At 56.1% G+C, this 23,199-nt stretch carries 25 protein-coding genes; 10 read left to right on the forward strand and 15 right to left on the reverse strand.

From position 1 onward, the window contains the following. Positions 1 to 193 precede the first annotated feature (193 nt). Both A8C75_RS19545 and A8C75_RS19550 read right to left on the reverse strand, forming a co-directional pair. On the reverse strand, positions 194 to 463 hold the full coding sequence (locus tag A8C75_RS19545; RefSeq protein WP_067386051.1) for a hypothetical protein: 270 nt from the start codon (positions 461 to 463) through the stop codon (positions 194 to 196). A gap of 175 nt (positions 464 to 638) precedes the next feature. Further along, the gene (locus A8C75_RS19550) at positions 639 to 1,616 is read right to left on the reverse strand and encodes a YeiH family protein (protein ID WP_067386052.1); all 978 of its coding nucleotides are present in this window, start codon (positions 1,614 to 1,616) and stop codon (positions 639 to 641) included. 94 nt (positions 1,617 to 1,710) lie between these two features. On the opposite strand from A8C75_RS19550, the gene A8C75_RS19555 reads away from it, so the two are divergent. Next, a complete protein-coding gene (locus A8C75_RS19555; protein ID WP_067386053.1) occupies positions 1,711 to 2,583 on the forward strand; it encodes a LysR substrate-binding domain-containing protein in 873 nt (290 codons plus the stop codon). Positions 2,584 to 2,733: 150 nt separating this feature from the next. On the opposite strand, the gene A8C75_RS23710 is transcribed toward A8C75_RS19555, so the two are convergent. The 5 genes from A8C75_RS23710 to A8C75_RS19575 all read right to left on the reverse strand — a co-directional run bounded on the left by A8C75_RS23710 (position 2,734) and on the right by A8C75_RS19575 (position 6,970). Continuing rightward, on the reverse strand, positions 2,734 to 2,883 hold the full coding sequence (locus tag A8C75_RS23710) for a hypothetical protein (protein WP_157890334.1): 150 nt from the start codon (positions 2,881 to 2,883) through the stop codon (positions 2,734 to 2,736). Continuing rightward, on the reverse strand, positions 2,883 to 4,409 hold the full coding sequence (locus tag A8C75_RS19560) for a tripartite tricarboxylate transporter permease (protein ID WP_067386054.1): 1,527 nt from the start codon (positions 4,407 to 4,409) through the stop codon (positions 2,883 to 2,885). The genes A8C75_RS23710 and A8C75_RS19560 overlap by 1 nt, the downstream gene beginning before the upstream one ends. A 1-nt stretch (position 4,410) precedes the next feature. Further along, complete coding sequence (locus tag A8C75_RS19565; protein WP_067386055.1) at positions 4,411 to 4,863, reverse strand: tripartite tricarboxylate transporter TctB family protein; 453 nt, start codon at positions 4,861 to 4,863, stop codon at positions 4,411 to 4,413. Next, entirely contained in the window at positions 4,860 to 5,843 is a 984-nt protein-coding gene (locus A8C75_RS19570; RefSeq protein WP_067386056.1) for a Bug family tripartite tricarboxylate transporter substrate binding protein, read from the reverse strand. The genes A8C75_RS19565 and A8C75_RS19570 overlap by 4 nt, the downstream gene beginning before the upstream one ends. A 230-nt stretch (positions 5,844 to 6,073) precedes the next feature. Further along, a complete protein-coding gene (locus tag A8C75_RS19575; RefSeq protein ID WP_067386057.1) occupies positions 6,074 to 6,970 on the reverse strand; it encodes a LysR family transcriptional regulator in 897 nt (298 codons plus the stop codon). Positions 6,971 to 7,143: 173 nt separating this feature from the next. Here A8C75_RS19575 and A8C75_RS19580 point away from each other — a divergent pair, with 173 nt between their 5' ends. Next, positions 7,144 to 8,079, forward strand: a complete 936-nt coding sequence (locus A8C75_RS19580; protein WP_067386058.1) for a hydroxyacid dehydrogenase — start codon at positions 7,144 to 7,146, stop codon at positions 8,077 to 8,079. A 98-nt stretch (positions 8,080 to 8,177) separates the two neighbouring features. Then, positions 8,178 to 8,867, forward strand: a complete 690-nt coding sequence (locus A8C75_RS19585; protein WP_067386059.1) for an RraA family protein — start codon at positions 8,178 to 8,180, stop codon at positions 8,865 to 8,867. Positions 8,868 to 8,991: 124 nt separating this feature from the next. Here A8C75_RS19585 and A8C75_RS24120 read toward each other — a convergent pair whose 3' ends face one another. Both A8C75_RS24120 and A8C75_RS24125 read right to left on the reverse strand, forming a co-directional pair. After that, positions 8,992 to 9,501 (reverse strand): isocitrate/isopropylmalate family dehydrogenase, encoded by a 510-nt coding sequence (locus A8C75_RS24120; protein WP_250636901.1) that lies wholly within the window; start codon positions 9,499 to 9,501, stop codon positions 8,992 to 8,994. Next, positions 9,441 to 10,040, reverse strand: a complete 600-nt coding sequence (locus A8C75_RS24125) for an isocitrate/isopropylmalate family dehydrogenase (protein WP_250636898.1) — start codon at positions 10,038 to 10,040, stop codon at positions 9,441 to 9,443. Before A8C75_RS24125 ends, A8C75_RS24120 begins: the two co-directional genes overlap by 61 nt. 214 nt (positions 10,041 to 10,254) lie before the next feature. Between A8C75_RS24125 and A8C75_RS19595 the strand changes: the two genes are divergently transcribed. After that, a complete protein-coding gene (locus A8C75_RS19595) occupies positions 10,255 to 11,247 on the forward strand; it encodes a DUF3179 domain-containing protein (protein WP_067386060.1) in 993 nt (330 codons plus the stop codon). A gap of 155 nt (positions 11,248 to 11,402) precedes the next feature. Beyond that, positions 11,403 to 11,591: a hypothetical protein gene (locus A8C75_RS19600; RefSeq protein WP_227819969.1), complete on the forward strand. Its 189-nt coding sequence runs from the start codon at positions 11,403 to 11,405 to the stop codon at positions 11,589 to 11,591. A gap of 52 nt (positions 11,592 to 11,643) precedes the next feature. On the opposite strand, the gene A8C75_RS19605 is transcribed toward A8C75_RS19600, so the two are convergent. After that, the gene (locus A8C75_RS19605; RefSeq protein ID WP_067386061.1) at positions 11,644 to 12,348 is read right to left on the reverse strand and encodes a glutathione S-transferase N-terminal domain-containing protein; all 705 of its coding nucleotides are present in this window, start codon (positions 12,346 to 12,348) and stop codon (positions 11,644 to 11,646) included. A 313-nt stretch (positions 12,349 to 12,661) separates the two neighbouring features. Between A8C75_RS19605 and A8C75_RS19610 the strand changes: the two genes are divergently transcribed. After that, the gene (locus A8C75_RS19610) at positions 12,662 to 13,819 is read left to right on the forward strand and encodes a hypothetical protein (protein WP_157890335.1); all 1,158 of its coding nucleotides are present in this window, start codon (positions 12,662 to 12,664) and stop codon (positions 13,817 to 13,819) included. A gap of 308 nt (positions 13,820 to 14,127) precedes the next feature. Here the strand turns inward: A8C75_RS19610 and A8C75_RS19615 are convergent, their stop codons facing one another. Both A8C75_RS19615 and A8C75_RS19620 read right to left on the reverse strand, forming a co-directional pair. Further along, on the reverse strand, positions 14,128 to 15,630 hold the full coding sequence (locus tag A8C75_RS19615) for an SLC13 family permease (protein WP_084784170.1): 1,503 nt from the start codon (positions 15,628 to 15,630) through the stop codon (positions 14,128 to 14,130). Positions 15,631 to 15,994: 364 nt separating this feature from the next. Beyond that, positions 15,995 to 16,885: an alpha/beta fold hydrolase gene (locus A8C75_RS19620; RefSeq protein WP_067387542.1), complete on the reverse strand. Its 891-nt coding sequence runs from the start codon at positions 16,883 to 16,885 to the stop codon at positions 15,995 to 15,997. 153 nt (positions 16,886 to 17,038) lie between these two features. On the opposite strand from A8C75_RS19620, the gene A8C75_RS19625 reads away from it, so the two are divergent. From A8C75_RS19625 to A8C75_RS19640, 4 genes are all read left to right on the forward strand, one after another. Continuing rightward, complete coding sequence (locus tag A8C75_RS19625) at positions 17,039 to 17,962, forward strand: LysR substrate-binding domain-containing protein (protein WP_067386063.1); 924 nt, start codon at positions 17,039 to 17,041, stop codon at positions 17,960 to 17,962. A 226-nt stretch (positions 17,963 to 18,188) separates the two neighbouring features. Further along, positions 18,189 to 19,613 carry a 3-isopropylmalate dehydratase large subunit gene (leuC, locus tag A8C75_RS19630; RefSeq protein ID WP_067386064.1) on the forward strand — a complete coding sequence of 475 codons (1,425 nt, stop codon included), beginning with the start codon at positions 18,189 to 18,191 and terminating at the stop codon, positions 19,611 to 19,613. After that, positions 19,614 to 20,222 carry a 3-isopropylmalate dehydratase small subunit gene (gene leuD, locus A8C75_RS19635; RefSeq protein ID WP_067386065.1) on the forward strand — a complete coding sequence of 203 codons (609 nt, stop codon included), beginning with the start codon at positions 19,614 to 19,616 and terminating at the stop codon, positions 20,220 to 20,222. It abuts the gene before it with no gap. A gap of 56 nt (positions 20,223 to 20,278) precedes the next feature. Then, positions 20,279 to 20,974: an RraA family protein gene (locus tag A8C75_RS19640; protein ID WP_067386066.1), complete on the forward strand. Its 696-nt coding sequence runs from the start codon at positions 20,279 to 20,281 to the stop codon at positions 20,972 to 20,974. A gap of 152 nt (positions 20,975 to 21,126) precedes the next feature. Here A8C75_RS19640 and A8C75_RS19645 read toward each other — a convergent pair whose 3' ends face one another. From A8C75_RS19645 to cynS, 3 genes are all read right to left on the reverse strand, one after another. Further along, the gene (locus A8C75_RS19645; RefSeq protein WP_157890336.1) at positions 21,127 to 21,759 is read right to left on the reverse strand and encodes a type 1 periplasmic-binding domain-containing protein; all 633 of its coding nucleotides are present in this window, start codon (positions 21,757 to 21,759) and stop codon (positions 21,127 to 21,129) included. A 115-nt stretch (positions 21,760 to 21,874) separates the two neighbouring features. Then, on the reverse strand, positions 21,875 to 22,636 hold the full coding sequence (locus A8C75_RS19650; RefSeq protein ID WP_067386068.1) for a sulfite exporter TauE/SafE family protein: 762 nt from the start codon (positions 22,634 to 22,636) through the stop codon (positions 21,875 to 21,877). Positions 22,637 to 22,747: 111 nt separating this feature from the next. Then, the gene (gene cynS / locus A8C75_RS19655; protein WP_067386069.1) at positions 22,748 to 23,197 is read right to left on the reverse strand and encodes a cyanase; all 450 of its coding nucleotides are present in this window, start codon (positions 23,195 to 23,197) and stop codon (positions 22,748 to 22,750) included. Between the last annotated feature and the right edge of the window lie 2 nt (positions 23,198 to 23,199).

A 23,199-nucleotide genomic window follows, 5' to 3' on the forward strand; every position in this document is an offset into this window, starting at 1 on the left:
GACTAAAATGAGCTTCGTTTAAATACGCGACCACAAACAGTCTTAAATATAAGGTCTGCCGACTGCCGCATTCAAACAATAAGATGGAGCCCGCCACTGTTGATGCATCGCCGGATAAAGCTCAGGCAATATAAAATCAATGCAAAAAAGCGCAAAGGCAGACGAATAAGCAGGTGAAGGTGTGAGCGGAAAATCAGGCGTTAACGAGGGTAAACAGCTTGGTTTGCTTCTGGTTGAACAGATAGATGGACAGCAAGGAGGGGGGAATAACATGAAAATGCCTGGCACGGGCTGCGCCGAGAAAAGACAGGCTTTGCGTCATCAGGGCGTATAACAAGGTTATCAAGGCGAAGGGCTGCGTAAGCAGGGTCACCAACTGACAAGTGCTCGCAGGCAGTGCCTGCAGCCTCTGGAATGAATGACGGCAGCAGGAGGCATGATATTGCATCAGAATGCTCACCATGATCAGAACCTTTTATTATTGTATGCAGGCTGTGAGACCAGAAACATAGCAGCATTTTTACCACATGGTCAACCACTGTTATACCTGATCTTCCTCTAGCTTTCCCGACCGAGTATTAAATGCGTATGTCCCGAATCTGCACCGGGCGCCCGCCTAAGCGGCGCCCGGTAAGACATCAGCCGTAAAACAGCACATTCAGACCATAGCCACCCACCATCAGCATCACAAAGAGCACCAGCGACAGTGCCAGCGGTTTGATACCGGCCTGGCGGATGGTGGCCCAGCGGGTTTTGATCCCCAGCGCCGCCATGGCGATGGCCAGACTCAGCTGAGATGCCAGCTGCAAAGCTTCCAGCACAATGGTTGGCAGGGTCAGCACGCTGTTCAGGGCCGCCGTGGCAATAAACCCGAAGACGAACCAGGGAATGGGCACGGGCCGGCGCTCACTGCTGCCGGCGGCGCGCTGGAAATAGAGGCTGCCCAGCACAATCACCACCGGTGCCAGCAGCATCACCCGAATCAGCTTGGCGACCACCGCATTCTGCATGGCCTCACCGCCAATGGACTGGCCCGCCGCCACCGCCTGGGCCACTTCATGCACAGTGCTGCCGATATAGATACCGAACAGTGACGATTCCATGCCGACAAAGCTGTAAATCACCGGGTAACTGAACATCGCCAGGGTGCCGAACAGCACCACCGTTGCCACCGCCACGGTCACATCCTGCTCCTTGGCACGAATCACCGGTTCCGTCGCCATGATGGCGGCGGCGCCGCACACCGCGCTGCCGACCGAGGTCAGTATGGCGATCTCCCGTGGCAGCCCGAACAGCCGAATACCGACAAAAATCCCCATCGACAGCACCACCGTAATCACGATCATGTCGAGCAGGATTGCCTGATAACCGACCGCGGCAATCTGCTGAAAACTGAGGTTGAAACCAAACAAAATAATGCCCAGGCGCAGCAGTTTTTGCTGGCTGAATGCCAGTACGGCGGCATCGCGCCCGCTACTCGCGGGCTTGGCAACATTGCCATAGGTAATGCCCATCAGAATGGCCAGGGGCAGTGCACTCAGGCCGATGGCACTAAAGGATTCGGTTTGTGCCAGCGCCGTGGCGGCAATGGCAATGAGTAACAGTCGAATGAGCATGGCCTGGTCCCCTTATTCCAATTAAGGAGGACTTTATAATCGCCAATACTGTAAGTATATTGGATTGTACTTACATATAACTTAAGAAAAACCGATGAATATAAGCCTGCGTCAGCTCCATCTGTTTGAAGCCACCGTGCGCCTGGGGCGACTCGGCCTGGCAGCAGAGGAGCAAGCCATCAGCCAGTCCGCCGCTAGCCAGGCGATCAAGGAACTGGAGCGCGCCCTGGGCTACAAGGTGCTGGATCGCATCGGCCGCGAGCTGGTGGTAACAGAAGCCGGCCAGACCATTCTGCCCCGTGTGCGCCAGATTCTCAGCCTGAGCGACAGCCTGACCCGCCCGGACGATCGCCGCATCGCCGGCACCCTGCGCATCGCAGCCAGCGTCACCATCGCCAGCTATCTGCTGCCCAAACTGATTGCCCAGTTTCGCCGCCAGCATCCTGAAGCCGACGCCAAACTGGAAATCACCAACACCGAGGGCGTCTTGAGCCGGCTCGAAAAGGGCCAGGCGCAGCTGGGGATGATCGAAGGCCCGGCCCTGCACCCCAGCCTCGATATAGTGCCCTGGCGCTCGGACCGGCTGGTGGTTTTCTGTGCGCCCGAACATCCGCTGGCGCGCAAAAGCCCACTGGATACCAGCCTCCTGGCAGACCAGGAATGGATAGTGCGCGAAGCGGGCTCCGGTACCCGCGCGGTACTGGATGCCGCCCTGCAGGCGCAGGGGTTAAAGCCTCGCATCGCCCTGGAGCTGACACGCCACGAAGCCATCAAGCAGTCTGTACGGGCAGGCCTGGGTATCGGCTGCCTGTCGAGCCTGACCATCGCCGATGAGGTGGCCGCCGGCCAACTGATACTGCTGGACACCTCACTCAACCTGACCCGCCGTTTTGCCTGGGTCTGTTCACCGGAAAATCGCGACAACGCCCTGATTCAGGCACTGCTGCTGCAGCTCAGGGCAGACTAACGAAAGCCTGCGTCCAAGAGGTGTAGCTCCCGCCTGCACGGCCCTACCGCCACCCTGCGGATTTGCCCGCGCATCCGCAGCGTATTTGGGCAGCAACCGGCAGAAAAACGGGGCCCTCAGACCCCGTTGTTACACCGCCAGCATCGCGACTCAGAGCACGGACTGTACCGCCTGGGCGAGCGCGGCCGTACTGAGGGTACCCCCCATATCGGGGGTACCGGCCCAGAGGGTCGCTAGCAGATCACCCAGGCGGTCGATCTTCTCCCGGTGTTGGACGGCGAGGATTTTCGAGGAGCCCACTAATCGTTTTCTCCTGCCGCAGAAGCAACAGGCTGCATACTCATCCGCTTTCGAAGGATCGGCCCGACAATCATCGGCAAAACAAGCCCGGCAATAGCCACACTCCATATACCGAGGGATAAATTGCTCTGCCAAAGCGCCGTCCAGTCTCCGTCTGATAACTTCAGCGTATGACGAAGGTTGCTTTCCATCTCCGGCCCTAACAATAGGCCGAGAATAATAGGCACGACCGGAATGTCCACCTTGCGCAGGAGATATCCAACCACCCCGAAGGCTACCATCAAGTAGAGATCGAATGTCGAATTACTGATCGAATAAATACCGACAAAGGCGATCATCGTCACGATGGGCAACAGGTAATAGGTAGGTACAGAAAGAATCCGTACGAAAATTCCAATCATTGGGATGTTAAGTATCAACAGTAGGATATTACCGATCAATAGTGCCGCGATAACACCCCAGACCAGATCGGCATTCTGAGTAAACATCAGGGGCCCTGGCGTGATATTCAGTGATATCAACATGGCCAGCATGACGGCGGTCGTTCCGCTACCGGGTATTCCAAGCGTCAACATGGGTACCAGGGCACCACAGGAGGCACCATTGTTGCCGGCCTCAGGCCCGGCAACTCCCCTTGGATCTCCTTTCCCGAAGTAGCCTTTCCGGCCGACAATTTTCTTTTCCAGAGTGTAAGCTATAAAACTCCCCAGGGAGGCTCCTGCACCGGGTAATACACCGGCAATGAACCCCAGTATTCCTCCACGAATACTGCTTGGTAGTACGAACAAAATATCTTTAAGAGAAACTTTTAACTTGGCAAGTTTGACAGGGGAATTGGACGACTTCAACCTTTCTTCAAGGAAGAATATGAGTTCTGAAATGGCAAATAGACCCACAATCAAAATGATAAAATCGATGCCTTCATAAAGCTTGAGTATGCCGAAGGTGTAGCGCTCGCTGCCTGTCGAATGATCCATGCCGACAGTCGCGATCATCAGACCTATGGTTGCAGAAAAGATCGTCTTGAACGCATTTTTTCCAGTAATCCCGCCCAGTGTCGCAAAAGCCAGTACAAACAGAGCAAAGTATTCCGCCGGGCCGAATTTGAGTGCGAACTTTGCAAGAAAGGGTGCCAGAATGATCATGCCGATGGTTGCGATCAGGCTGCCGATAAACGATGCAACGGCCGATACCACCAGTGCTTCGGCTGCACGTCCCTGTCTGGCCATAGGGTAGCCATCAATGCAGGTCATCATCGCCGGTTCGTCACCGGGAATGTTTAACAGAATTGAAGATATACGCCCACCATACATCGCACCGACATAAACCGAAGTCAACATGATCAGAGCTGTTTCAGGGGACAGACCGAGGGCAAAAGCCATTGGGATTAGGATAGCCACACCATTGGATGGCCCCAGTCCCGGCAAGCAACCGATCAAGGTTCCCAAAAAGGCTCCCAGAACGCCGAACATTAGATTTTCTGGTGCCAGCGCGACAGAGAAGCCCTGTAAAAGTAAGTCGAGCATATTAATATCTACTCCCGATCTCCAATACTCCCAATGGTAGTGAGAGTTCAAGGACTTGATTAAAAAGTAAGAATATTACCGAGCCGCTCACCAGAGCGATTAGATAGGATAACTTTGCCCGTGCGCCCATTCTCCAACTCAGTGTTCCGATCGCCAGCGTGGTAGCAATAATGAAGCCAAGGGGCTCGATAAGAGCCGTGTAGAGTATGAGCGTGACAATGGCAATGCCCATATCTGCTGCGGTTCGTCTTGCCGGCCATCGATGGTCGGGATCAGGACGAAACACCAAATACAAACTTGTCACAGTGAGAATGACTGACAAAATAATCGGAAACGTTTCGGGACCAACGATTTCAGCCCCACCAAACGGCTCTGGAAACCGGGTGGCGCCCCAGCCGTACGCGACGGCCAGGGCAACCCCCACCAGACCTAAAGCCCGGTCATTAAACCTCATTTCATCAACCCAATTTCTTTGGACAGGCTGCGCATATCGTCGATCTGTTTTTTCACGAAAATTTCAAACCCTTCGCCACTGACATGAAAGGGCATAAGACCGTTTCTGGCCATCATTTCTTTCCACTCCTCACTGGTATAGAGAGTGTCAATCGCATGGGTCCAGTAGTCTTTTACCTCTTCCGAGATGCCGCCTGGCATATAGAAACCGCGCCAGTTCGGGCCAATTACATCGACGCCCTGCTCTTTGGCCGTCGGAACGGAGGCGTATTCGCCTTCCAGACGCTCCGGTGAAAGCACCGCAAGTACGCGTAAATCACCAGACTTTATAAAGCCTCCGGCTTCGGAAATATCGCCGGAATACGCCGAGACATGCCCGCCTATGACTTGCGTGATAGCACTCCCTCCACCATGACTCGCGAGCCAGGTAATTTTGGCGATATTTTCGACCCCTGCTGCTCTAGCGGTCATCAACACTTTGAGGTGGTCCCAGCCGCCAACGCCACTCCCGCCTGTGAATTTTACCGAATTGGGGTCGTCCTTGAGCGCTTCCAGCAACTCACTCAAACTCTGGTACTTGGAATCATTGCTAACTGCGATAATTCCATAATCGCTGCCCAAAGTACCAATCCAAGACACCTGGTCGGGACCGCCCGGATATTTGCCCTGGGCCATCTGGCTTGCCATCGCGGTGGAAGTGGCCACCAGGAGGTTTTCCTCTCCCTGGCGCTTACTTATCACATGGGAAAAGCCCACTGCTCCCGACGCTCCCGGCATATTGACGGTCTGGACGGAACGGGGAACCAGGCCGAGTTCCGACAACACTTTACCCGCGCTCCGGCATGTGAAGTCCCAGCCCCCACCGGGGGTACTGGGGGCGATGCATTCGACCTTGTTACCGGGTTCAAAGGCAAAAGCGTTCTGCATGGCCATTGAAAATATAGCGGCTGTCAGAATGGAAAACTTAATGTTTCGAGTCATGATGGATTTCCCTTATTTTTCTAATCTATCGCTCTTGAGGGTTAACTACTGCACATTGACCGTGGCAGGAGTTATGCATTTTTAGATGTACGAGTTATCCATGGGTGAGCACAGGGCCTGTGCAGTGGATAAAACAGTTTTAACATGCGTAGGCTTGAAAATAATATTGAATAAAAATTCTCCAATGATAACTTTCAGGAATCTATAACCCCCTCAACAAGGCAGCCGACTCACCCGCGAAAAATGGCTGCACTCCGCTTGGCGAGCAGTGCCATGAAACTGTGACAGGCGGGCGATATGTAGCTGTCATGCCGCGTCAACAGACCAAAGTGGCGATGCATGGTTGTCTCATTGAACGGAATCTCTACCAGCTGTTCTCCGATCTCACCTTTTGCCAGGTTTCGCCGAGATATGAAGCTAAGCAGTTGAGTCTTGGCTATCAGGCGTGGCAGCAAGGCGAGCGAGTTCGCCTCGATCTGCAGCCGCGGGGCGGGTAGTCCAAGTTGCTTGAACGTCTGCTCGAGCCAGACCCGGGTCTCCACATTGAGGCCAGGCAGCACCCACCGGTAATCGCGAAGCCGTTCTAGTTTGCCGACCTGGTTTGCCAGCGGATGCAGTCGGCTGGCGACAATCACGACCTGGTCCTTAACAATGGGCTGGCAGTCAAACTCTTCGCTTTCGGCTGCTGGACCAATAACCAAATCGAGATCGCCTTGGCACAAGGCTTCACGCAGCACATCGCTCATGCCAATGGTTAGTGACATGGTGACTTCAGGTGTTAACTCGACAAGCTCGCTTAGGGCATCCGGGAGCAAGAACTCGGTGAGCGTCGCAGCTGCGCCGATGCGCATGTGCCCTATTCGCCCCTTAGCATAGTCGCCGACTTCACGCTGAGTTTCATCGATGCTCTGGATGATATTACGGGCGCGCCGAACCAGCACATTGCCAACGGGTGTTAGAACGATTTGCCGCCCTCGACGCTCGAAGAGGCGCGCATCAAGCTGCTCTTCCAATCGACCAATGCATTTAGTCAGAGCGGGTTGTGAAATATGGAGTTGTTCCGACGCCCGTCGCAAACTGCCGCACTCAGCGATAGCGGCGAAATAACGAAGATCTCGTTCGTTCATATAAACATTCCTAAAAGTTATCACTTCTACAAAAAAAGAAAATAGACTTTATTAATTCAACTATCAATACTCAACCTTGTATAGGGGCCTGAAGTCGATGCATGGGACGTCCATGGGGGTACTTCGCAATAACAATCGATTCGCTTTCTGATCCACAAAAACAAGGTAAACCTATGAGCTACACAATACTCATAACGGCTCCGGCATTAGCGCCGGCCGGTCGGCAGCTGCTCGAGGCACGAGGCTGTGAAACAATCTACATTCAGGATCAAGCTGACGTTAAGAGGCTGGAGGAATGCCTTTCCAACCGCAGGATTGATGCTGTTATTTCAAGGACCATGCAGCTGACGTCCACAATGATTGACTCATGCTCGACACTGAAGGTGATATCCAAACACGGTGTTGGTGTTAGTAATATTGACCTCGAAGCAGCACGCGGCCATGGGATCGCAGTGCTTTCGACACCCGGGGCCAATACCCAGTCCGTCGTCGAGTTTTCCATTGGATTGATGCTCGCCAGTGCTCGCTTTATTGCGTTCTGCGATAGCTCGATGAAATCGGGCAAATGGGAGCGTATCGACAAAGGTATTCAGCTGGCCGGACGAACGCTCGGCTTGGTCGGTTTTGGTCAGATTGGTCGTGGAGTGGCACGGATTGCAAACGCCATGGGTATGCAGGTGTTGGTCTTCGACCCAGCTCTGAGTGATGCGCAAGCGAACAATCTGGGCGTCGAGCGGATTTCCTCCATCGATAAACTGCTGCCACGCAGTCAAGTACTCAGCCTGCACTGCCCTGCCAAGCACGGCGCGCCGCCACTGCTGGATGCATCTCGTTTGGCCCTGTTGCCACGAGGCGCAGTAGTGATCAATACAGCACGTGGCGAATTGATAGACGAGCAGGCACTGGCAGCGGCCCTCAGAAGCGGGCAACTGGCGGCAGCAGGGCTTGACACCTTTGTCTGTGAGCCGCTGCCCGCCGACAGCCCTTTGCGACAGCTTGAAAATGTTCTGATTACACCTCACGTCGCCGGCTCTACACCGGATGCGTTGGCCGCCATGGCCGAGGGAGCCGTCCGCAACGCCCTCGAATACCTGGATCAGCATCCCTAGCGGCACCGACAGCCTTCAGCGTTTGGAAGACCCATGGTCTGAACGGAATATTCGACCCATGTACTGGACGGAAACAACACTCAGCGAGAACAATTACCATGAGCAACCCAGTTTGGCCGAAAGGCTTCATGATCAACCCACGCCCGGAATCCCTCGACCCCGAGTTGCTGGCGGCCTACCGTAAGGTGCCAAGCGCTCACGCCAGCGATTGCCTGGGTCGTCTCACCGGAGGATTGGGGTTGCGCGCCTATCACAACGACATTGGGTTAACGATGTGTGGCATGGCTCTGACGGTACGTATACGTCCGGGCGATAACCTGATGATTCACAAGGCTATGCTGATGGCGCAGCCCGGCGACATAATCGTCGTCGACGGTGCTGGCGACCTGACCCAGGCGGTAATGGGAGGCCTTATGCGGACCACCGCATTGACCCGCCGTATTGGAGGACTGGTGATCAACGGCGCAATCCGCGATGTGGCGGAATGGGCGGAAGGCGAGCTGCCTGTCTATGCCCTCGGGCATGTTCATCGCGGCCCTAGCAAGACTGGCCCAGGCGAGGTCAACGTCCCGGTCGCCTGTGCCGGCATGGCCGTTACGCCGGGCGATCTGATCATCGGTGACGCTGACGGTGTCGTATCGGTCCCACGGGACGCTCTGTCTGACTTGTTACCGCTGGTGAAAGCCCATGCTGAGCATGAGGATAAAATACGCCAAGTAAACCGCGAGAAGGGCGGTGACGAGGTGCGCTTCGCAGAGTTATTACGCTCACTCGGCTGTCCGGTCTAGTGCTCGCCCGCGAGGGGCGTTATCCGCGATAACTTGCCCCCTGCAGCAACACCGGATAACACGCATCCATGCAAAAAAAAACGGTGCCATTTATGGCACCGTTTTATCTTTCCACAAAACCCTGTCAGAGCACGGACTGCACCGCCTGGGCGAGTTCCGCTGTGCTGAGGCTTCCCCCCATGTCTGGGGTCCCAGCACCGGCGCCGGTCACCGTTTCGATAGCGGTCATCAGCGCCGCGGCACCGGCGGTTTCACCCATATGCTGCAGCATCAGGGCACCGGCCCATAGGGTCGCCAGCGGGTTGGCCAGCCCCTTGCCCATAATATCGGGAGCCGAGCCGTGCACCGGCTCGAACATCCCGGGCCCTGCGCTGAGCGGGTTGATATTGGCCGATGCAGCAAAGCCCAGCCCGCCCTGGATCGCGGCGCCGATATCGGTGAGGATGTCGCCGAACAGGTTAGAGGCGACCACCACATCCAGGGTCTCGGGATTCGTGATCATGCGAGCGGCAATGGCATCGACGTGGTAGCGGGTGACCTGAACATCCGGGTAATCGGCGGCAACACGGTCGGTCATTTCATCCCAGAACACCATGCTGTGGCGCTGGGCGTTGGACTTGGTAACCGAGGCCAGCTTGCCGCTGCGAAGGGTGCCTGCTCGAAGCCGTAGCGCAGCACGCGCTCGACACCGGCGCGGGTGAAAATGGAAGTCTCGACCGCCACTTCCAGGTCGCCGCCCTGGTGCACCCGGCCGCCGGCGCCGCTGTACTCGCCCTCGGTGTTTTCACGAATGCAGAGGATATCGAACGGCTTGTCGGTACGCAGTGGCCCGGTGACGCCCGCCAGCAACCGGTGCGGGCGCTCGTTGACCGACAAGTCCAGCCCCTGCCGGATCGCCAGCAGCAGTTCACGCAGCGAAACATGGTCCGGCACCGTCGCCGGCAACCCCACCGCGCCCAGGTAAATGGCATCGAAAGCCCGCAGCTGCTCGACACCATCGGCCGGCATCATGGTGCCGTGTTCAAGGTAATAGTCGCAGGACCAGGGCAGCCAGGTGCCTGCAAGTCTGAAACCCTGCTTGGCAGCAACGGCCTGCAACACGGGCCAGGCGGCCTCCATCACTTCGGTGCCGATGCCATCCCCCGGCAGCAGCGCAACGCGGTAATCTTTCATGCTATTTCCCAATGTTTAAACCTGTGAAAGCAAGCCTACGCCGAGCCCCGGAATAAGGTACTCAACAAGATTGATAGGTTTGATAATGAACACTTATGCAGCAGCCGAATACCGGATGGAAGCCAATGACCAAACCGCGGTCAAACCGTTCAGAGAGCTCTTTTCGGCGGCGCCGCCGGCGGGAGTCGATGCATGCCGGAACAGGAGGAAAACAATGAAAACACTGAAGCTGCTGTGTCCCGGGGTTGCCGTCACGCTGGCGCTGCTGCTGTCCTGCTCGGTATCGGCACAGCAGCTCAATGGCTTCGACCTGGAAGGGGCCCTGGTGCCGAGCAGCGACATCCTGCGGGGCGGACCGCCCCGGGACGGCATCCCGTCGATTGATGCACCGCGCTTCGTGCAAGCCCATGAGGCCGCAGCCCTGCACGACACGGACAGGGTCATGGGGCTGACCCGCAACGGTATCAGCAAGGCCTACCCGATCCGTATTCTCAACTGGCATGAGATCGTCAACGACCGTTTTGGAGATGAGCCCCTGGCCATCACCTTCTGCCCGCTGTGCGGCTCCGGCATGGTTTTTTTACGTGAGGTGGCGCCTGAGGTGGAGGGTCAGGTGAAAAGTCAGCCGCTCAGCTTTGGCGTGTCAGGCCTGCTCTACAACAGCGACGTGCTGCTCTACGACCGCGAAACCGAGTCGCTCTGGTCCCAGATCCAGGCCCGCGCCCTCACGGGGCACTACCGCGGTCAGCCCCTGACACAGATCGCCGTCGAACATACCAGCTGGCTCGACTGGCGCCAGCGTCACCCCGATACCCAGGTGCTGAGCTTCGAAACCGGCTTTGGGCGCGACTACGATTCCAATCCCTACGGCGGCTATGCCGAATCAGCGGCAACCTACTTCCCGGTCAAATTCCGGGCGCTGGGCTTTCACCCCAAGGAGCGCGTGATCGGCCTGGCGCTGAACGGCGAGGCCAAAGCCTGGCCCTTCGTTGAGCTCGGTAAAGTTGAGAGCCCGCTGCAGGACCGCCTCGGTGATACCCCCATTGTGGTGCACTTCGATCCCGCGCACGGCGCAGCCAGTATCCGAGATAACAACGGCAGCCTGCTACCGGCTGTCACGCTCTACTGGTTTGCCTGGGCGGCTTTTCACCCGGATACCCAGGTGTTTCGCCAGCCGTCTGCGGCATCCGAGAGTACGGAGCAGTAACAAGCCGGGCCGCTGCCACTCATACAGAATTTGATATCGGGCATTGAAACCTAGGCGCAGCAAGACCAAGCTGTTACAGCAGCACTAACATAGCTGCTGCCATACGCTCAGCTTTGCGTTTTAAAAATACACTGCATGCCTCAACCAAAAAGGTGATGACCTTGGCTGTAATTCTTCGAAACTTTAATATCGTACGCATCACCGATGGCAAGAAAGTCGTTAACTGCACCGTCGTTACCATGTGTACGGACTATGCCGTCATCAAGTACGATGGCAAAAAATACAAAGTCCCCTACCCCATTATCAAGGAAGTGATCGGCCATGAGCTGCTGATCTCAGCCTGAAAAAGGCTGCGGCATTTGCCTCAGTTCTGGCACTCCCTACAAGCTCAAGCCATCAAGGCGCTGCGGGTATCATCAGCCCTCGCTGTACTGCAGGGCGCGCCAGAAAGGCATCCAGCGTCCGGGTAACCTCAGGAAAGTCGCTGATACCCACCAGATCTCCCGCTTCATAGAAGCCGATCAGGTTACGCACCCAGGGGAAGGTGGCGATCTCGACGATTGAATAGTTGTCGCCCAATATCCATTCACGCCCCTGCAGGCGCTGATTCAGAACCCCGAGCAGACGCCTGGACTCGGCCACGTAGCGATCCCGCGGGCGCTTGTCGTCATACTCCTTGCCGGCAAAACGATTAAAGAAACCCACCTGGCCGAACATGGGCCCGATGCCCCCCATCTGGAACATCAGCCACTGCAGTGCCACATAGCGTTCAGCGGGATCCTCTGGCAACAGCTGCCCGGTTTTGTCGGCAAGATAGACGAGAATGGCCCCGGATTCGAACAACGCCAGAGGCTTGCCCCCCGGCCCCTGCGGATCCAGAATCGCCGGAATCTTGTTGTTGGGGTTAAGTGACAAAAACTCCGGCGACAGCTGATCATTAGCGGCAAAATCCACTCGATGGGCCTCATAGGCCACGCCGGTTTCCTCCAGCATAATGGAAACCTTGACCCCGTTTGGCGTCGGCAGCGAATACAACTGCAGCCGCTCGGGCTGACGGGCGGGCCACTTGCGGGTCACGGCAAAGGCGGAAAGATCGGTCATCAGCGAATTCCTTTTGTCCTGTGTACATAGAGGTAACGCCAGAGCGCCAACAGTAAGGCCCTGCCAGCAGCGCCGATGACAATATGCCACAGCCCCGCCATTTTCTGAATGCCAGCCCTTACAGCGAAAGCCAGCCATCGCGCAAATAATACCGATGAGGATGAGGATGAGGATGAGGAGAAAGTTATCATCGCGCCCCGGAGCGGGGTACTCTGCAACCTAAACCAATCCGGCCTCAGCCCCGATACAGGGTCAGATGCAGCAACAGACACGGAGACGGCTGCGCATGCCAAAAGGAACAAGAGGAGGTTTCGTGACAGCGGGGCTAGTATTGCTGGCGCTGCTGGCCATGGCAGCCCTGGTAACGGGATGCAGTCGCTCATGGAGCAATTTTTCGCAGTATCCAGGTTTTAATGACTATTACATCAAGAATCCGCGCAGCACCCAGGCGGCGACGGCCGCCGAGCAGGCCTTGCTGCAACGCTTTCGCCCGCGCCTGTTTCTGGATCAGGACGCTGAAGGCCCGATCAGTTTCTATGCTGACTATATCGCCCAGGGCAGCCTGAGTGCGGCGGACGGAACCCTGCTTTCCCGTCAGGTCGACAGCCCGTTACTCAACCAGTACAAAGCCAGCCCGGAGGTGGTGTTTAGGCATCAGCCGGAGTCCCGCCCCGTTAACCCCCAAGCCTTTGGTCGCGTCGATTATGATCAGCACCCATCGCTTGGCAGGCTCAGCTTTTTAACTTACCACTTTGTGTTTCGCAGCTCCGGCATAGTCGCAGGCTTACCCGGCTGGCAGTCCCTGTTGCTGCCACTGGCGGGCGACCCTGATGACTGGCACCAACTGGATCATTACACCGCTGCCACCCTGGTTCTGGATCCGCAGTCCCAACCTCTGGCGCTGATGCTGCAGCAACATAACAACCTGCGCAGCTATGTACTGGGCGTCGACCTGCCGACACCGGACAACTTTTCTGTGCGCCTGGTGGCGGCGAAAAGATCGAACGAACTTTATCCCTGGCACCCGGGAATAAAAGAGCATCCGGTAGTGCGTTTTTTGAACCCCGACACCCTGCCCTATCTGGTGACAGGCAACCCCAAACCCTGGGTCGCCGGATATGATCTAACCGAAGCGGTACGGGAAGCCGAGTATGAACTGGCGTTTATCCCGCCCGATGATGCCTTTTACAGTTTTGCCGGTTTTCTCGGTGAGCGCCGGCGGCTGCCCGGGCGTGACGGCCCTCCGGGAGCGGACTACAACAGCCGACCGGCATTCAAGCGCCCACTGGTGCAGTTAGTGGCATTCAACTGGCAAGAGGAGGATCAGCAGCAGATGCACGCCTTACTGCAGTTCTTCCAAAACACCGACCTTGAGCAGCCACCCTTTAAGCGCCTGCTGCAGCTGTTCGAGCGCAAGCTGGCGGCCCGGCAGGCGACCAAAGTCGATGCCGAGTCCGCCTCAAACCCCTGACGGTTATTGCGGCTGTGTTTGTTATTGCTGCCGCTGTAGCAAGAGCGCGTCGGCAAACTGCTGTTGCAGCAGCGCCTTGTTACTGAAATGGCCGTCGGGCAGCCAACTACTTTTATAAAGCAGCTTAAAGCTTTAAATGCAGACCTATTATTTTATCAACCTGAACAACAATGAAATTCCCTACCCACCTGCCATCTCTGAAAAAACGGAAGCAAGCACGCGAACTGGTAAATTATTAAGTCTACTTTATTTAAGGAATCAAGCATCCCTGCTCCATTTCTTAATTTTTTATAGAATACTTCTCTTTTCTAAAATCCGAAGACGGTCTCTGCAAGCAGATACATGGCAATAAATGTTACCATCACAGCGATAATATTCAGCCAAAAGCCAGCCTTGACCATATCCCGGAGCTGCATCTTGTCATAGGAAAAGACGATAGCATTGGGCGGAGTCGCTACAGGCATCATGAATGCCATTGACGCTGCGACCGCCACCGGTACTGCGAGCATTCGGGGATCCAGCCCGAGCCCAACGGCGACAGCGCCAAGAATAGGCAGAAATGTCGCCGCGGATGCCGTATTCGACGTAATTTCAGTTAGGTAAATAATCGATGCGCTGACTACAAGAACTAGCAACCAGCTACTGATATCAAAGCTCGAAACCGAAGATCCCACCCATTCGGCCAGACCCGTGCTGCTAAATGCACCCGCCAGCGCCAGACCACCGCCAAACAACAGCAGCACGCCCCAAGGCAAATCCTTCGCCACACTCCAGTCAAGTACGAACTCGCCTTTTTCCCGCGACAGCGGCCAGGCGAACAGCGCCAGAGCTGCCAGCAAGGCAACCGTGGTATCACTGATGGGTAGGCCGGTCATCGCGGCCAATTGCGAGCGAAAGATCCATCCAAGTGCTGCGGCCAGAAAAACCCCGCCGACGATTTTCTCCGCCTTGCTCATTGGGCCCAGCTCCGCCAGCTCTCCCTTAACTACCTGCCCAACATCGCCTATTTGAATCTGACTCGCTGGAAAAACGACTTGGGTCAGCATTAGCCAGCTCAGCGGTAACATCACCAGCACTATTGGCACACCAAACAGCATCCACGTCAGGAAATCGATCTGAATGTCGTAAGTCACCGACAAAAAACTGGCTAGCAGGGCATTGGGGGGCGTACCTATCAGCGTGCCTATTCCACCGATGGTTGCGCTATAAGCGATACCCAGCATGAGCGCCACACCGAAGTTGCGGACCGCTTTGTCATCCGCTGTTTTGTGCGCTACAAAGTCAATCACCGACAGCCCGACGGCATACATCATGATCGTCGCCGAGGTGTTTGATATCCACATGGATAGAAAGCCCGTTGCCAGCATAAAGCCTCCGATGACACGGCTCGGCGTAGTACCAACGATCGCCACTATGCGCAGAGCGATACGCCGGTGCAAGCCCCACTTTTGCATTGCAGCGGCCAGCAGAAAACCACCTAAAAACAGGAAGATCAACGGATTGGCAAAATTGGCCGCCACGGGTTTAAGATCAGCAATGCCAAACAGAGGCATAAACGGGATCGGCAGGAGCGCTGTCGCCGGAATCGGCACCGCCTCACCTAGCCACCAGATGACCATCCATGCAGCCAACGAGACCAAATGCCAAGCCTGTGCATTCATCCCCTCCGGGGCCGGCAGCAGATAGAGCAACAAGGCTGCCAGCGGACCCGCCAGTAGCGCGATAAAACGTAACTGCGACGCGCCGGACTGGGCTACGATAGCCACGCCAGCAGCAGGCTCCATGTTTTGGTTAATATTGACCATAGTCATCAGATCAAAACTCCTCTCTTATAGTTATTTGAACAGGCGGATACACTATCCCGGAACAGGCATAGTTTAAGAAACGAACGCTCGTCATTATTATTTTCTCGCATATATATTATTACGATATAAGATCAGATAAAGCAGCCCAATCAAAAAACATTGAAAATATTATAATTTACAAGGCGATTAAAAAGTTCACAGAAACATATTTTATTGCACAGACAAAAGCCATTATGGGCGACTATGCCATATGTTAATTTATTCCCAGAAATGGCCACAGATGCACAGGCTTACTGAATTTTTGAGTGAAGGGATACTCACATTGGGCAATAACCTAAGACCCAATCATAAAGCATCCCTGCTTCATGTATTAACCCGCCGAGTTAATAGTAAAAAAACCTAACACCTCATCCAGTAATATTTCTGGCACTTCCTCCGCAATATAATGTCCAGCAGGCAAAGGTTTCCCTCGGACATCCAGCGCCACTTGCTGCCACTCGGCCAGCGGAGAAAAACATTTCCCAACGGTGCCCTGCTCGCCCCACATCACCAAAAGCGGGCAACCCAGCTTGCGACCAGTTGCCGCGTCAGCCCTGTCATGCTCCAAGTCAATACTGGCGCTTGCCCTGTAATCCTCGCAGATCCCTGTAGCCGTACCAGGCAGGCGGAGGCAACGCAGGTATTCAGCCTGCGCTGCTTCAGTGAACGGTCGCATACCGGCGCTTCTGGCGCCCAGAACACTGTGAAGATAAAGCTGCGGATCCGTTTCGATCAGTATCTCAGGCAGGGGCGCCGGGCGGATCAGAAAAAACCAGTGCCAGTAGGCCCTGGCAAACTCCAGATGGGTCTGTTCATACATAGACAATGTCGGTGCTATATCCAGCAGAACCATTCGCTCTACTGCATCCGGATGATCCAGCCCAAGCCGGTGAGCGACCCTGGCCCCTCGGTCATGAGCAAGCACGGAAAAGCAGTCAAAACCAACGGCTTTCATTAGCTCAACCTGGTCTAGCGCCATAACTCTTTTCGAATGCGCCAGGTGATGCTCGGACGCAGGCACCTTTTCGCTGTCGCCATAGCCACGCAGGTCTGCCGCCACCACCGTAAAATGTTTCGCCAACGACTGGGCAACCTTGTGCCAGATAACGTGAGTTTGCGGATGCCCGTGCAACAACAGAAGTCCTGGGCCATCGCCACCAATACGGCAATGAATCTGGACACCGTTTACGTGATAAGTACCTTGCGTAAATCCGGCAAACATAAAGGTCCGCTCCTTCTCAATGCTATTGATAATTTGCAGCCACATAACGGCTCCGCTGCCGCAATGCGTCTGCCACCGGCCTGATATGCCGGGATCTGGTCACTGATGTTTGACATGCTATACTTCACCTTTCGTGTAATAAAGACACCAATTATGTCCATAGAAGTCACGAAACGTGATCAATTGCCATTACCTGAAGATCTGCGGGTTTTCCTCACTGTCATCCGCAAACAAGGCTTCGCCGCTGCCGCCGAAGAACTGGGTCAGTCACCCGCCTATGTCAGCAAACGCATTCAGATACTTGAAGCCACACTCAAGACACGCTTGCTACACCGTACCACCCGTCGCATTGCGCTTACCGAAGACGGCGAACGCGCGCAGCGCTGGGCCCTGCAGATTCTAGGGGATCTTGACGACCTGATTGACGACCTATCCCAGTCACGCAAGACACCGAGAGGCCTGCTGCACATCTGCAGCACTTTCGGCTTTGGCCGCAATCATGTGGCGCCGGCGATCTCACTGCTTGCACAGCTCTATCCAGAACTGGAAATACGCCTCGAAGTCTTCGACCGTGTTATCGACATTGTAGGGGAAGGATTCGACCTCGAAATCCGCGTTGGGGATGACCTGCCAGACCAGCATATCTGCAAGCAATTGGTATCCAACAAACGCATTCTCTGCGCAACACCCGAATACCTGCAGCGCCAGGGAACACCTCAGACCCTCGACGAGCTCAAATCACATAACTGCCTGGTATTGAAAGAGCGCAGCACGCCATTCGGGATCTGGCATCTGACACGGAATGAGTCCACACAGGCGCTGAAGGTCAATGGCTCTCTGTCATCAAACAATGGGGAAATCGTTCTGGAATGGGCACTCAAGGACCGCGGTATAGTGCTGCGTTCCATGTGGGACGTTAAACCCCTGCTCGATCAGGGCACCTTAGTGCAGGTGCTCCATGAATATTCACAAAGTGCCAATGTATGGGCGGTATACCCAACCCGACTGTCACACTCAGCCAAGCTGCGCGTCTGCGTCGAATTCATGGAAGAACACTTCAAAGCCCTCTCCGTATAGTTGGGCGACCGGGGGTCTGCACTAAATCGGCCCCAAGCTACTCCTCATCCTTTATCGGTCATCCGATGATCGGAAAATCCGCCAATAGTTCACGTTTCGTGTTCTAAAAGACCACGAATACGGCATTGATTCACACTTCGAATCCAATATCCTTGGTCGTGACATTTCGCCAGGCTCAGCATTGCATACGAGCCTGGCAACCTATCATCGAGCGGGGCCTCTTTCCATGAACCAAGCCAAAACCCTCTACGACAAACACATCGATTCTCACACAGTCTGCTCCCTTGATGACCAAGGCCATGTACTGCTCTATATTGACCGCCAAGTTCTGAACGAATATACCAGCCCTCAGGCATTCAGCGGCCTGCGCGAGGCCGGGCGCGGCGTGTGGCGTAGTGAAACATCCCTGGCCGTTGTCGATCATGTCAACCCGACTGCCGCCAATCGCATCGCTCTGGTTCCCGATGAAGGCGGTGCCCGCCAGGTGTCTTACCTGGGAGAGAACTGCCGAGACTTCGGCATTGAGCTGTTTGATATTCTGGACAGCCGACAGGGCATCGAACATGTGGTGGCTCCCGAACAGGGTTTTATTCTGCCAGGCATGGTCATTGCTGCTGGTGACAGCCACACCACCACCTATGGCGCCCTCGGCGCTTTTGGTTTTGGCATAGGCACATCCGAAATTGAACACCTGCTGGCCACACAGACCCTTGTGTACAAACGCTTGAAAAGCATGCGTGTCACCGTCACCGGTCAACTTAGCCACGGCGCAACATCCAAGGATATAGTTCTGCAACTGATCCGCGAGATCAGTGCCTCTGGCGCCACCGGCTACGCTATCGAATTCTGTGGTCAGACCATAGACGCCCTGAGTGTCGAGGCCCGAATGACCATCTGTAACATGGCCGTTGAAGCCGGTGCCCGCGGTGCCTTTATGGCCCCCGATCACAAGGTATATGACTACCTGCGCAGCAAACCCCGAGCCCCGAAAGGCGAGCAATGGGATCAGGCAGTTGCCAAATGGCAGCAATTGAGAAGCGACGATAATGCGATATTCGACCGGGAAATTAGCCTGGATGCCAGCCGAATAGCCCCCATGATCACCTGGGGTACCAGCCCTGACCAGGCGTTACCTATTGATGGAATAACACCGGACCCGGCTGCTGAACCCAATGCCGACAGGCGCAGAGCGCTTCAGCGTGCGCTGCACTACATGGGACTCGAGCCCGGTATGCCCATCGCCGGCGTACCAATCAGTCATGCCTTCATCGGTTCTTGCACCAATGCCCGCATTGAAGACCTGCGCGCCGCCGCCCAGGTAGTGCAGGGCCTCAAGGTCGCCCCTCAGGTGCGCGCCATGATTGTACCCGGCTCCAGTGTCGTTAGGGCTCAGGCCGAGTCGGAAGGCCTGGCTGACATTTTTATCGCCGCAGGCTTTGAATGGCGCCAGTCTGGCTGTTCCATGTGTCTTGCCATGAACGACGATGTTCTCGATGCCGGTGATCGCTGCGCATCAAGCACCAACCGCAACTTTGAAGGCCGCCAGGGCGCCGGCGCCAGAACGCACCTTATGAGCCCTGCCATGGTAGCCGCCGCCGCAATCACAGGCCAACTAGCTGACATTCGCACACTGTCCCTGGAGACCCGTTAAATGCAGACCTTCACTTCTGTACGTGGCAAGGCCGCCCCCATGCTGGCCGCCAATATCGACACCGATGTCATCATGCCCAAACAATTTCTCAAGGGCATAGATCGCAATGGTCTGGATCGAGGAGTGTTTTTCGATCAGCGCTTTCTGTCCTCGGGCGATCCAAACCCAGACTTCATCCTCAATAAATCCGATTGGCAACCAGCACGCTTCCTGGTCGTGGGCCCCAACTTCGGCTGTGGCTCGAGCCGTGAACATGCGGTTTGGGGACTCAAGCAACTTGGCATAAGGGCGTTAATTGGTACCAGTTTTGCCGGTATTTTCTTCGACAACTGCCGACGTAACGGCATATTAACCATAAAACTTAACGACGCTGAGTTTCAGCAGCTGGCTCAAACCATCTCGGCGCCGGATAGCAACGAACTCGGTATTGACCTTGGCGCTCAACAGATCCAGCTGCAGGATGGCCACTCTATCAGTTTCGAAATCGACGCCCTGAGCAGGAATGCCCTGCTCTCTGGTCTGGATGCCATCGGCAGCACCTTGCAACGCGCAGACCAGATACGCCAGTTTGAGCAACAGCATCTGGGCGAAAACCCATGGCTAGCATGACACACGCATCCCCTCCCCTGATTCAGCGCCGGAACAAACCGGCAAAGAGGCACCGAATGCTGGACGTCAACTCAAACCAGATCTGGCCCACCGGTTACATGATCAAGCCGATGGCTACCCCTGTGTCGCTAAACTGGCGGAGTGAATTCGCGTCAATTCCATCGTCGATTATCAGCGACTGCCTGGGCCGCAACATTGGCGCTCTGGGCCTAAAACCCTATCACGGCTTCAAACCCATGTGCGGTACCGCCCTGACAGTACGGGTCCGGCCTGGTGACAACCTGATGATACTGAAAGCCCTGCAGCTAGCCCGGCCGGGCGATGTACTGGTTATAGATGGCGGCGGCGACCTGAGCCGGGCTGTCATCGGCGGCCTGATGCGCGCCATGGCGTTACGGGCCGGTATGACAGGCGTGGTCGTCAATGGAGCCTTGCGTGACAGGGACGAGTGGATGGAGGGCAACCTTCCCGTTTACGCCCTGGGCTGTGTCCACCGCGGACCCAGCAGTGATGGCGGTGGCGAAATCAACGTGCCCGTATCCTGTGCAGGTATGGTTGTAACCCCGGGGGATCTGGTTGTCGGTGATGCCGACGGTGTGGTTGCGGTGGGCCCCGCTGAACTGGCGGCACTGTACGCACGCTGCCAGCAGCTTCTGCTGCGCGAAGAGCAGATGCGCCAGGGTATAGCGAAAGACAATCTGGACCCAGATCGCTTCGACGCCTTGCTGCGCCAGAAAGGCTGCCCGGTTTAGAACCGGTACCGATCTTAGTATGAGAGCCTGGAAAGCAGCCACCTTTCCAACGCCTGCTGCAGCTGTTCGAGCGCAAGCTGACAGCCCGGCAGGCGACCAAAGTCGATGCCGAGTCCGCCTCAAACCCCTGACGGTTATTGCTGTGATTTTTATTACTGCTGCCGCTGTAGCAAGAGCGCGTCGGCAAACTGCTGTTGCAGCAGCGCCTTGTTGCTGAAATGGCCGTCGGTCGGGCGCACGGCGATGTCGATCAGACGAGCAATGGCATAGCCGCGTTGTGCAACCGTATCCGGTGCGCTGCCGTAGAACTGGCGATAGGCGTCACTGAAGGCGAGCCTGGATGCTGCCGGCAACGTCGGTGGCGTGAAATGATTGGGCACCTGGACCGCTGCATTTGCAGCCAGCAGTACCACTGCAGGTATCTCCTCTGGCAGAGCCTCAAGCATAGAGGCCTGATTCGGGCCCAGTACGGCGATAAGAAAACCCTGGGACTCAGCCAGGGCCCGCAGCTGCTGCGCGACCTGCGCGGTGCCCGCCTGACTGTCGATCCGACGCAGATTCGAATCCACACCCCCTAGGTGTCCGTCCGACGTTTCCTGCGGATGGCCATCGGCTTCGCGGGTGGCCACCCGCATGCCTTGCCACAGGCTGGCCCCTACCGTCGCCTCAGGCCCTGAGAAGGGCGCGATCACCGCTATATCAAAGCTGTGCGCCCAGAGTGACACTGGCGTCCCCATCAGCAAAACCAGGACGAACAGCCTGCACAGCCGGCTTAATCTCAACATCAGCGATCCCTCGGATAACAGCACTGTTTCGAGCATAGAAAAGCGTTCGAAATCTGATGTACACCTTTGAAGAATAGCTGGCGCCGGCTGCGGATAACAAAAGCCTGCCCAAAAATCATAGCCACACACTTATACCGTCCCACAGCAGCTTCAGGGCCAGCAATGTGAGGGTGAGCTTCAATACCTGGGAAAAACGCTCGTTGGGGATGCGATCCAGCACCTTTTTGCCCACCAGGGTACCCATAAAACCGGTGATGATCATCAGCAGCACCAGCCCCAGCCAGTCGGCGAAAGCGAAGCCGAACAGACCAAACACCAGTGCTTTCAGGGCGTGCTGCACCGCCATCAGCGCCGCCATGGTGCCCACCAGCTCCCTGCGCTCGGACAGGCTGTTGCGCAGCGCCGCGATAATGAAGGTGGCGGTGACGCCAACAAACATCGCCACGAAAGCGGTGATGGCCCCCAGCAGTACACCGGACTTGCCCCCCGCCAGCCGGGTGCGCAGCGGTAACCAGCAGCTGTAAAGAATAAAGCTGCCAATAATGAGTTTGAGCCAGTGCGCCGGAATACTCACCGCAATCTGGCCACCCAGCAGGCTGCCAGCCAGGCAGCCAAGGGCAAACCAGCCCACCAGGGGCCAGCGTATGTGCTCCTGCATGGTCCAGAGCCGACCCAGGTTCGACCCCAGTTGCACGGTGCCGTGTACCGGAATCACGGCGATGGGCGGCATCACATTGGCCATGACCGCGATCAGCACGGCGCCGCCACCCACCCCCATCATGGCCGTCATCGCCGAGGTAAAGGCGCTGAGGCCGATCAGAAAAAGAAACTGCCCCTGTTCCAGCGCGGCGGGCCGCAGCCAGTCCAATAATTCCATCAAGAGAGTCTGCCCTGCTGTAAAAGCCTGATGCGGTAATGCCCGCCCATGCTAATAGAAGCGGGCCCGGACCTCAGCAGAATATTGGCGTTCTGGCTGAAAATAGACCTGTCAGTAAGATTTGTAGGGCAGGAACTTGCCGGATAGCACTACATTGACGCGGTCGCCGTTGGGATCCGGCTGGCGCTGCAGGTCCATCGAAAAATCGATGGCACTCATGATGCCGTCGCCAAATTCTTCGTGAATCAGCTCCTTGATGGTGCTGCCATACACATTCACCAGCTCGTACCAACGGTAGATCAGCGGGTCTGTCGGCACTGCCGTCGGCAGTGACCCCTTGCTGGGCGTCACCTGCAGCCAGGCCATGGCTTCATCGGACAAGCCAAAGACTTCGCCGATAATCTCGGCCTGCGCCTTGTTGAAAGTCATCTGCCCCAGACAGGCAGCGGTGGTCCACTCCTTCGACAAGCCGATTGCCGCGGCAACATCCGTCCATTTAATGCCCTTTGCGACCTTGGCACTCAGAATCATTCGGGTGACTTCATCACGATTGCTGATCATTG

The sequence above is a fragment of the Marinobacterium aestuarii genome (assembly GCF_001651805.1).
Classification (GTDB): domain Bacteria; phylum Pseudomonadota; class Gammaproteobacteria; order Pseudomonadales; family Balneatricaceae; genus Marinobacterium_A; species Marinobacterium_A aestuarii.

Bases quoted from the DNA above. Each gene is read 5' to 3' on its own strand.
- A8C75_RS19545 (WP_067386051.1), bottom strand. From the start codon at position 463: ATGGTGAGCATTCTGATGCAATATCATGCCTCCTGCTGCCGTCATTCA.
- A8C75_RS19550 (WP_067386052.1), bottom strand. From the start codon at position 1,616: ATGCTCATTCGACTGTTACTCATTGCCATTGCCGCCACGGCGCTGGCA.
- A8C75_RS19555 (WP_067386053.1), top strand. From the start codon at position 1,711: ATGAATATAAGCCTGCGTCAGCTCCATCTGTTTGAAGCCACCGTGCGC.
- A8C75_RS19560 (WP_067386054.1), bottom strand. From the start codon at position 4,409: ATGCTCGACTTACTTTTACAGGGCTTCTCTGTCGCGCTGGCACCAGAA.
- A8C75_RS19565 (WP_067386055.1), bottom strand. From the start codon at position 4,863: ATGAGGTTTAATGACCGGGCTTTAGGTCTGGTGGGGGTTGCCCTGGCC.
- A8C75_RS19570 (WP_067386056.1), bottom strand. From the start codon at position 5,843: ATGACTCGAAACATTAAGTTTTCCATTCTGACAGCCGCTATATTTTCA.
- A8C75_RS19575 (WP_067386057.1), bottom strand. From the start codon at position 6,970: ATGAACGAACGAGATCTTCGTTATTTCGCCGCTATCGCTGAGTGCGGC.
- A8C75_RS19580 (WP_067386058.1), top strand. From the start codon at position 7,144: ATGAGCTACACAATACTCATAACGGCTCCGGCATTAGCGCCGGCCGGT.
- A8C75_RS19585 (WP_067386059.1), top strand. From the start codon at position 8,178: ATGAGCAACCCAGTTTGGCCGAAAGGCTTCATGATCAACCCACGCCCG.
- A8C75_RS24125 (WP_250636898.1), bottom strand. From the start codon at position 10,040: ATGAAAGATTACCGCGTTGCGCTGCTGCCGGGGGATGGCATCGGCACC.
- A8C75_RS19595 (WP_067386060.1), top strand. From the start codon at position 10,255: ATGAAAACACTGAAGCTGCTGTGTCCCGGGGTTGCCGTCACGCTGGCG.
- A8C75_RS19600 (WP_227819969.1), top strand. From the start codon at position 11,403: ATGACCTTGGCTGTAATTCTTCGAAACTTTAATATCGTACGCATCACC.
- A8C75_RS19605 (WP_067386061.1), bottom strand. From the start codon at position 12,348: ATGACCGATCTTTCCGCCTTTGCCGTGACCCGCAAGTGGCCCGCCCGT.
- A8C75_RS19615 (WP_084784170.1), bottom strand. From the start codon at position 15,630: ATGACTATGGTCAATATTAACCAAAACATGGAGCCTGCTGCTGGCGTG.
- A8C75_RS19620 (WP_067387542.1), bottom strand. From the start codon at position 16,885: ATGTTTGCCGGATTTACGCAAGGTACTTATCACGTAAACGGTGTCCAG.
- A8C75_RS19625 (WP_067386063.1), top strand. From the start codon at position 17,039: ATGTCCATAGAAGTCACGAAACGTGATCAATTGCCATTACCTGAAGAT.
- leuC (WP_067386064.1), top strand. From the start codon at position 18,189: ATGAACCAAGCCAAAACCCTCTACGACAAACACATCGATTCTCACACA.
- leuD (WP_067386065.1), top strand. From the start codon at position 19,614: ATGCAGACCTTCACTTCTGTACGTGGCAAGGCCGCCCCCATGCTGGCC.
- A8C75_RS19640 (WP_067386066.1), top strand. From the start codon at position 20,279: ATGCTGGACGTCAACTCAAACCAGATCTGGCCCACCGGTTACATGATC.
- A8C75_RS19645 (WP_157890336.1), bottom strand. From the start codon at position 21,759: ATGTTGAGATTAAGCCGGCTGTGCAGGCTGTTCGTCCTGGTTTTGCTG.
- A8C75_RS19650 (WP_067386068.1), bottom strand. From the start codon at position 22,636: ATGGAATTATTGGACTGGCTGCGGCCCGCCGCGCTGGAACAGGGGCAG.
- cynS (WP_067386069.1), bottom strand. From the start codon at position 23,197: ATGATCAGCAATCGTGATGAAGTCACCCGAATGATTCTGAGTGCCAAG.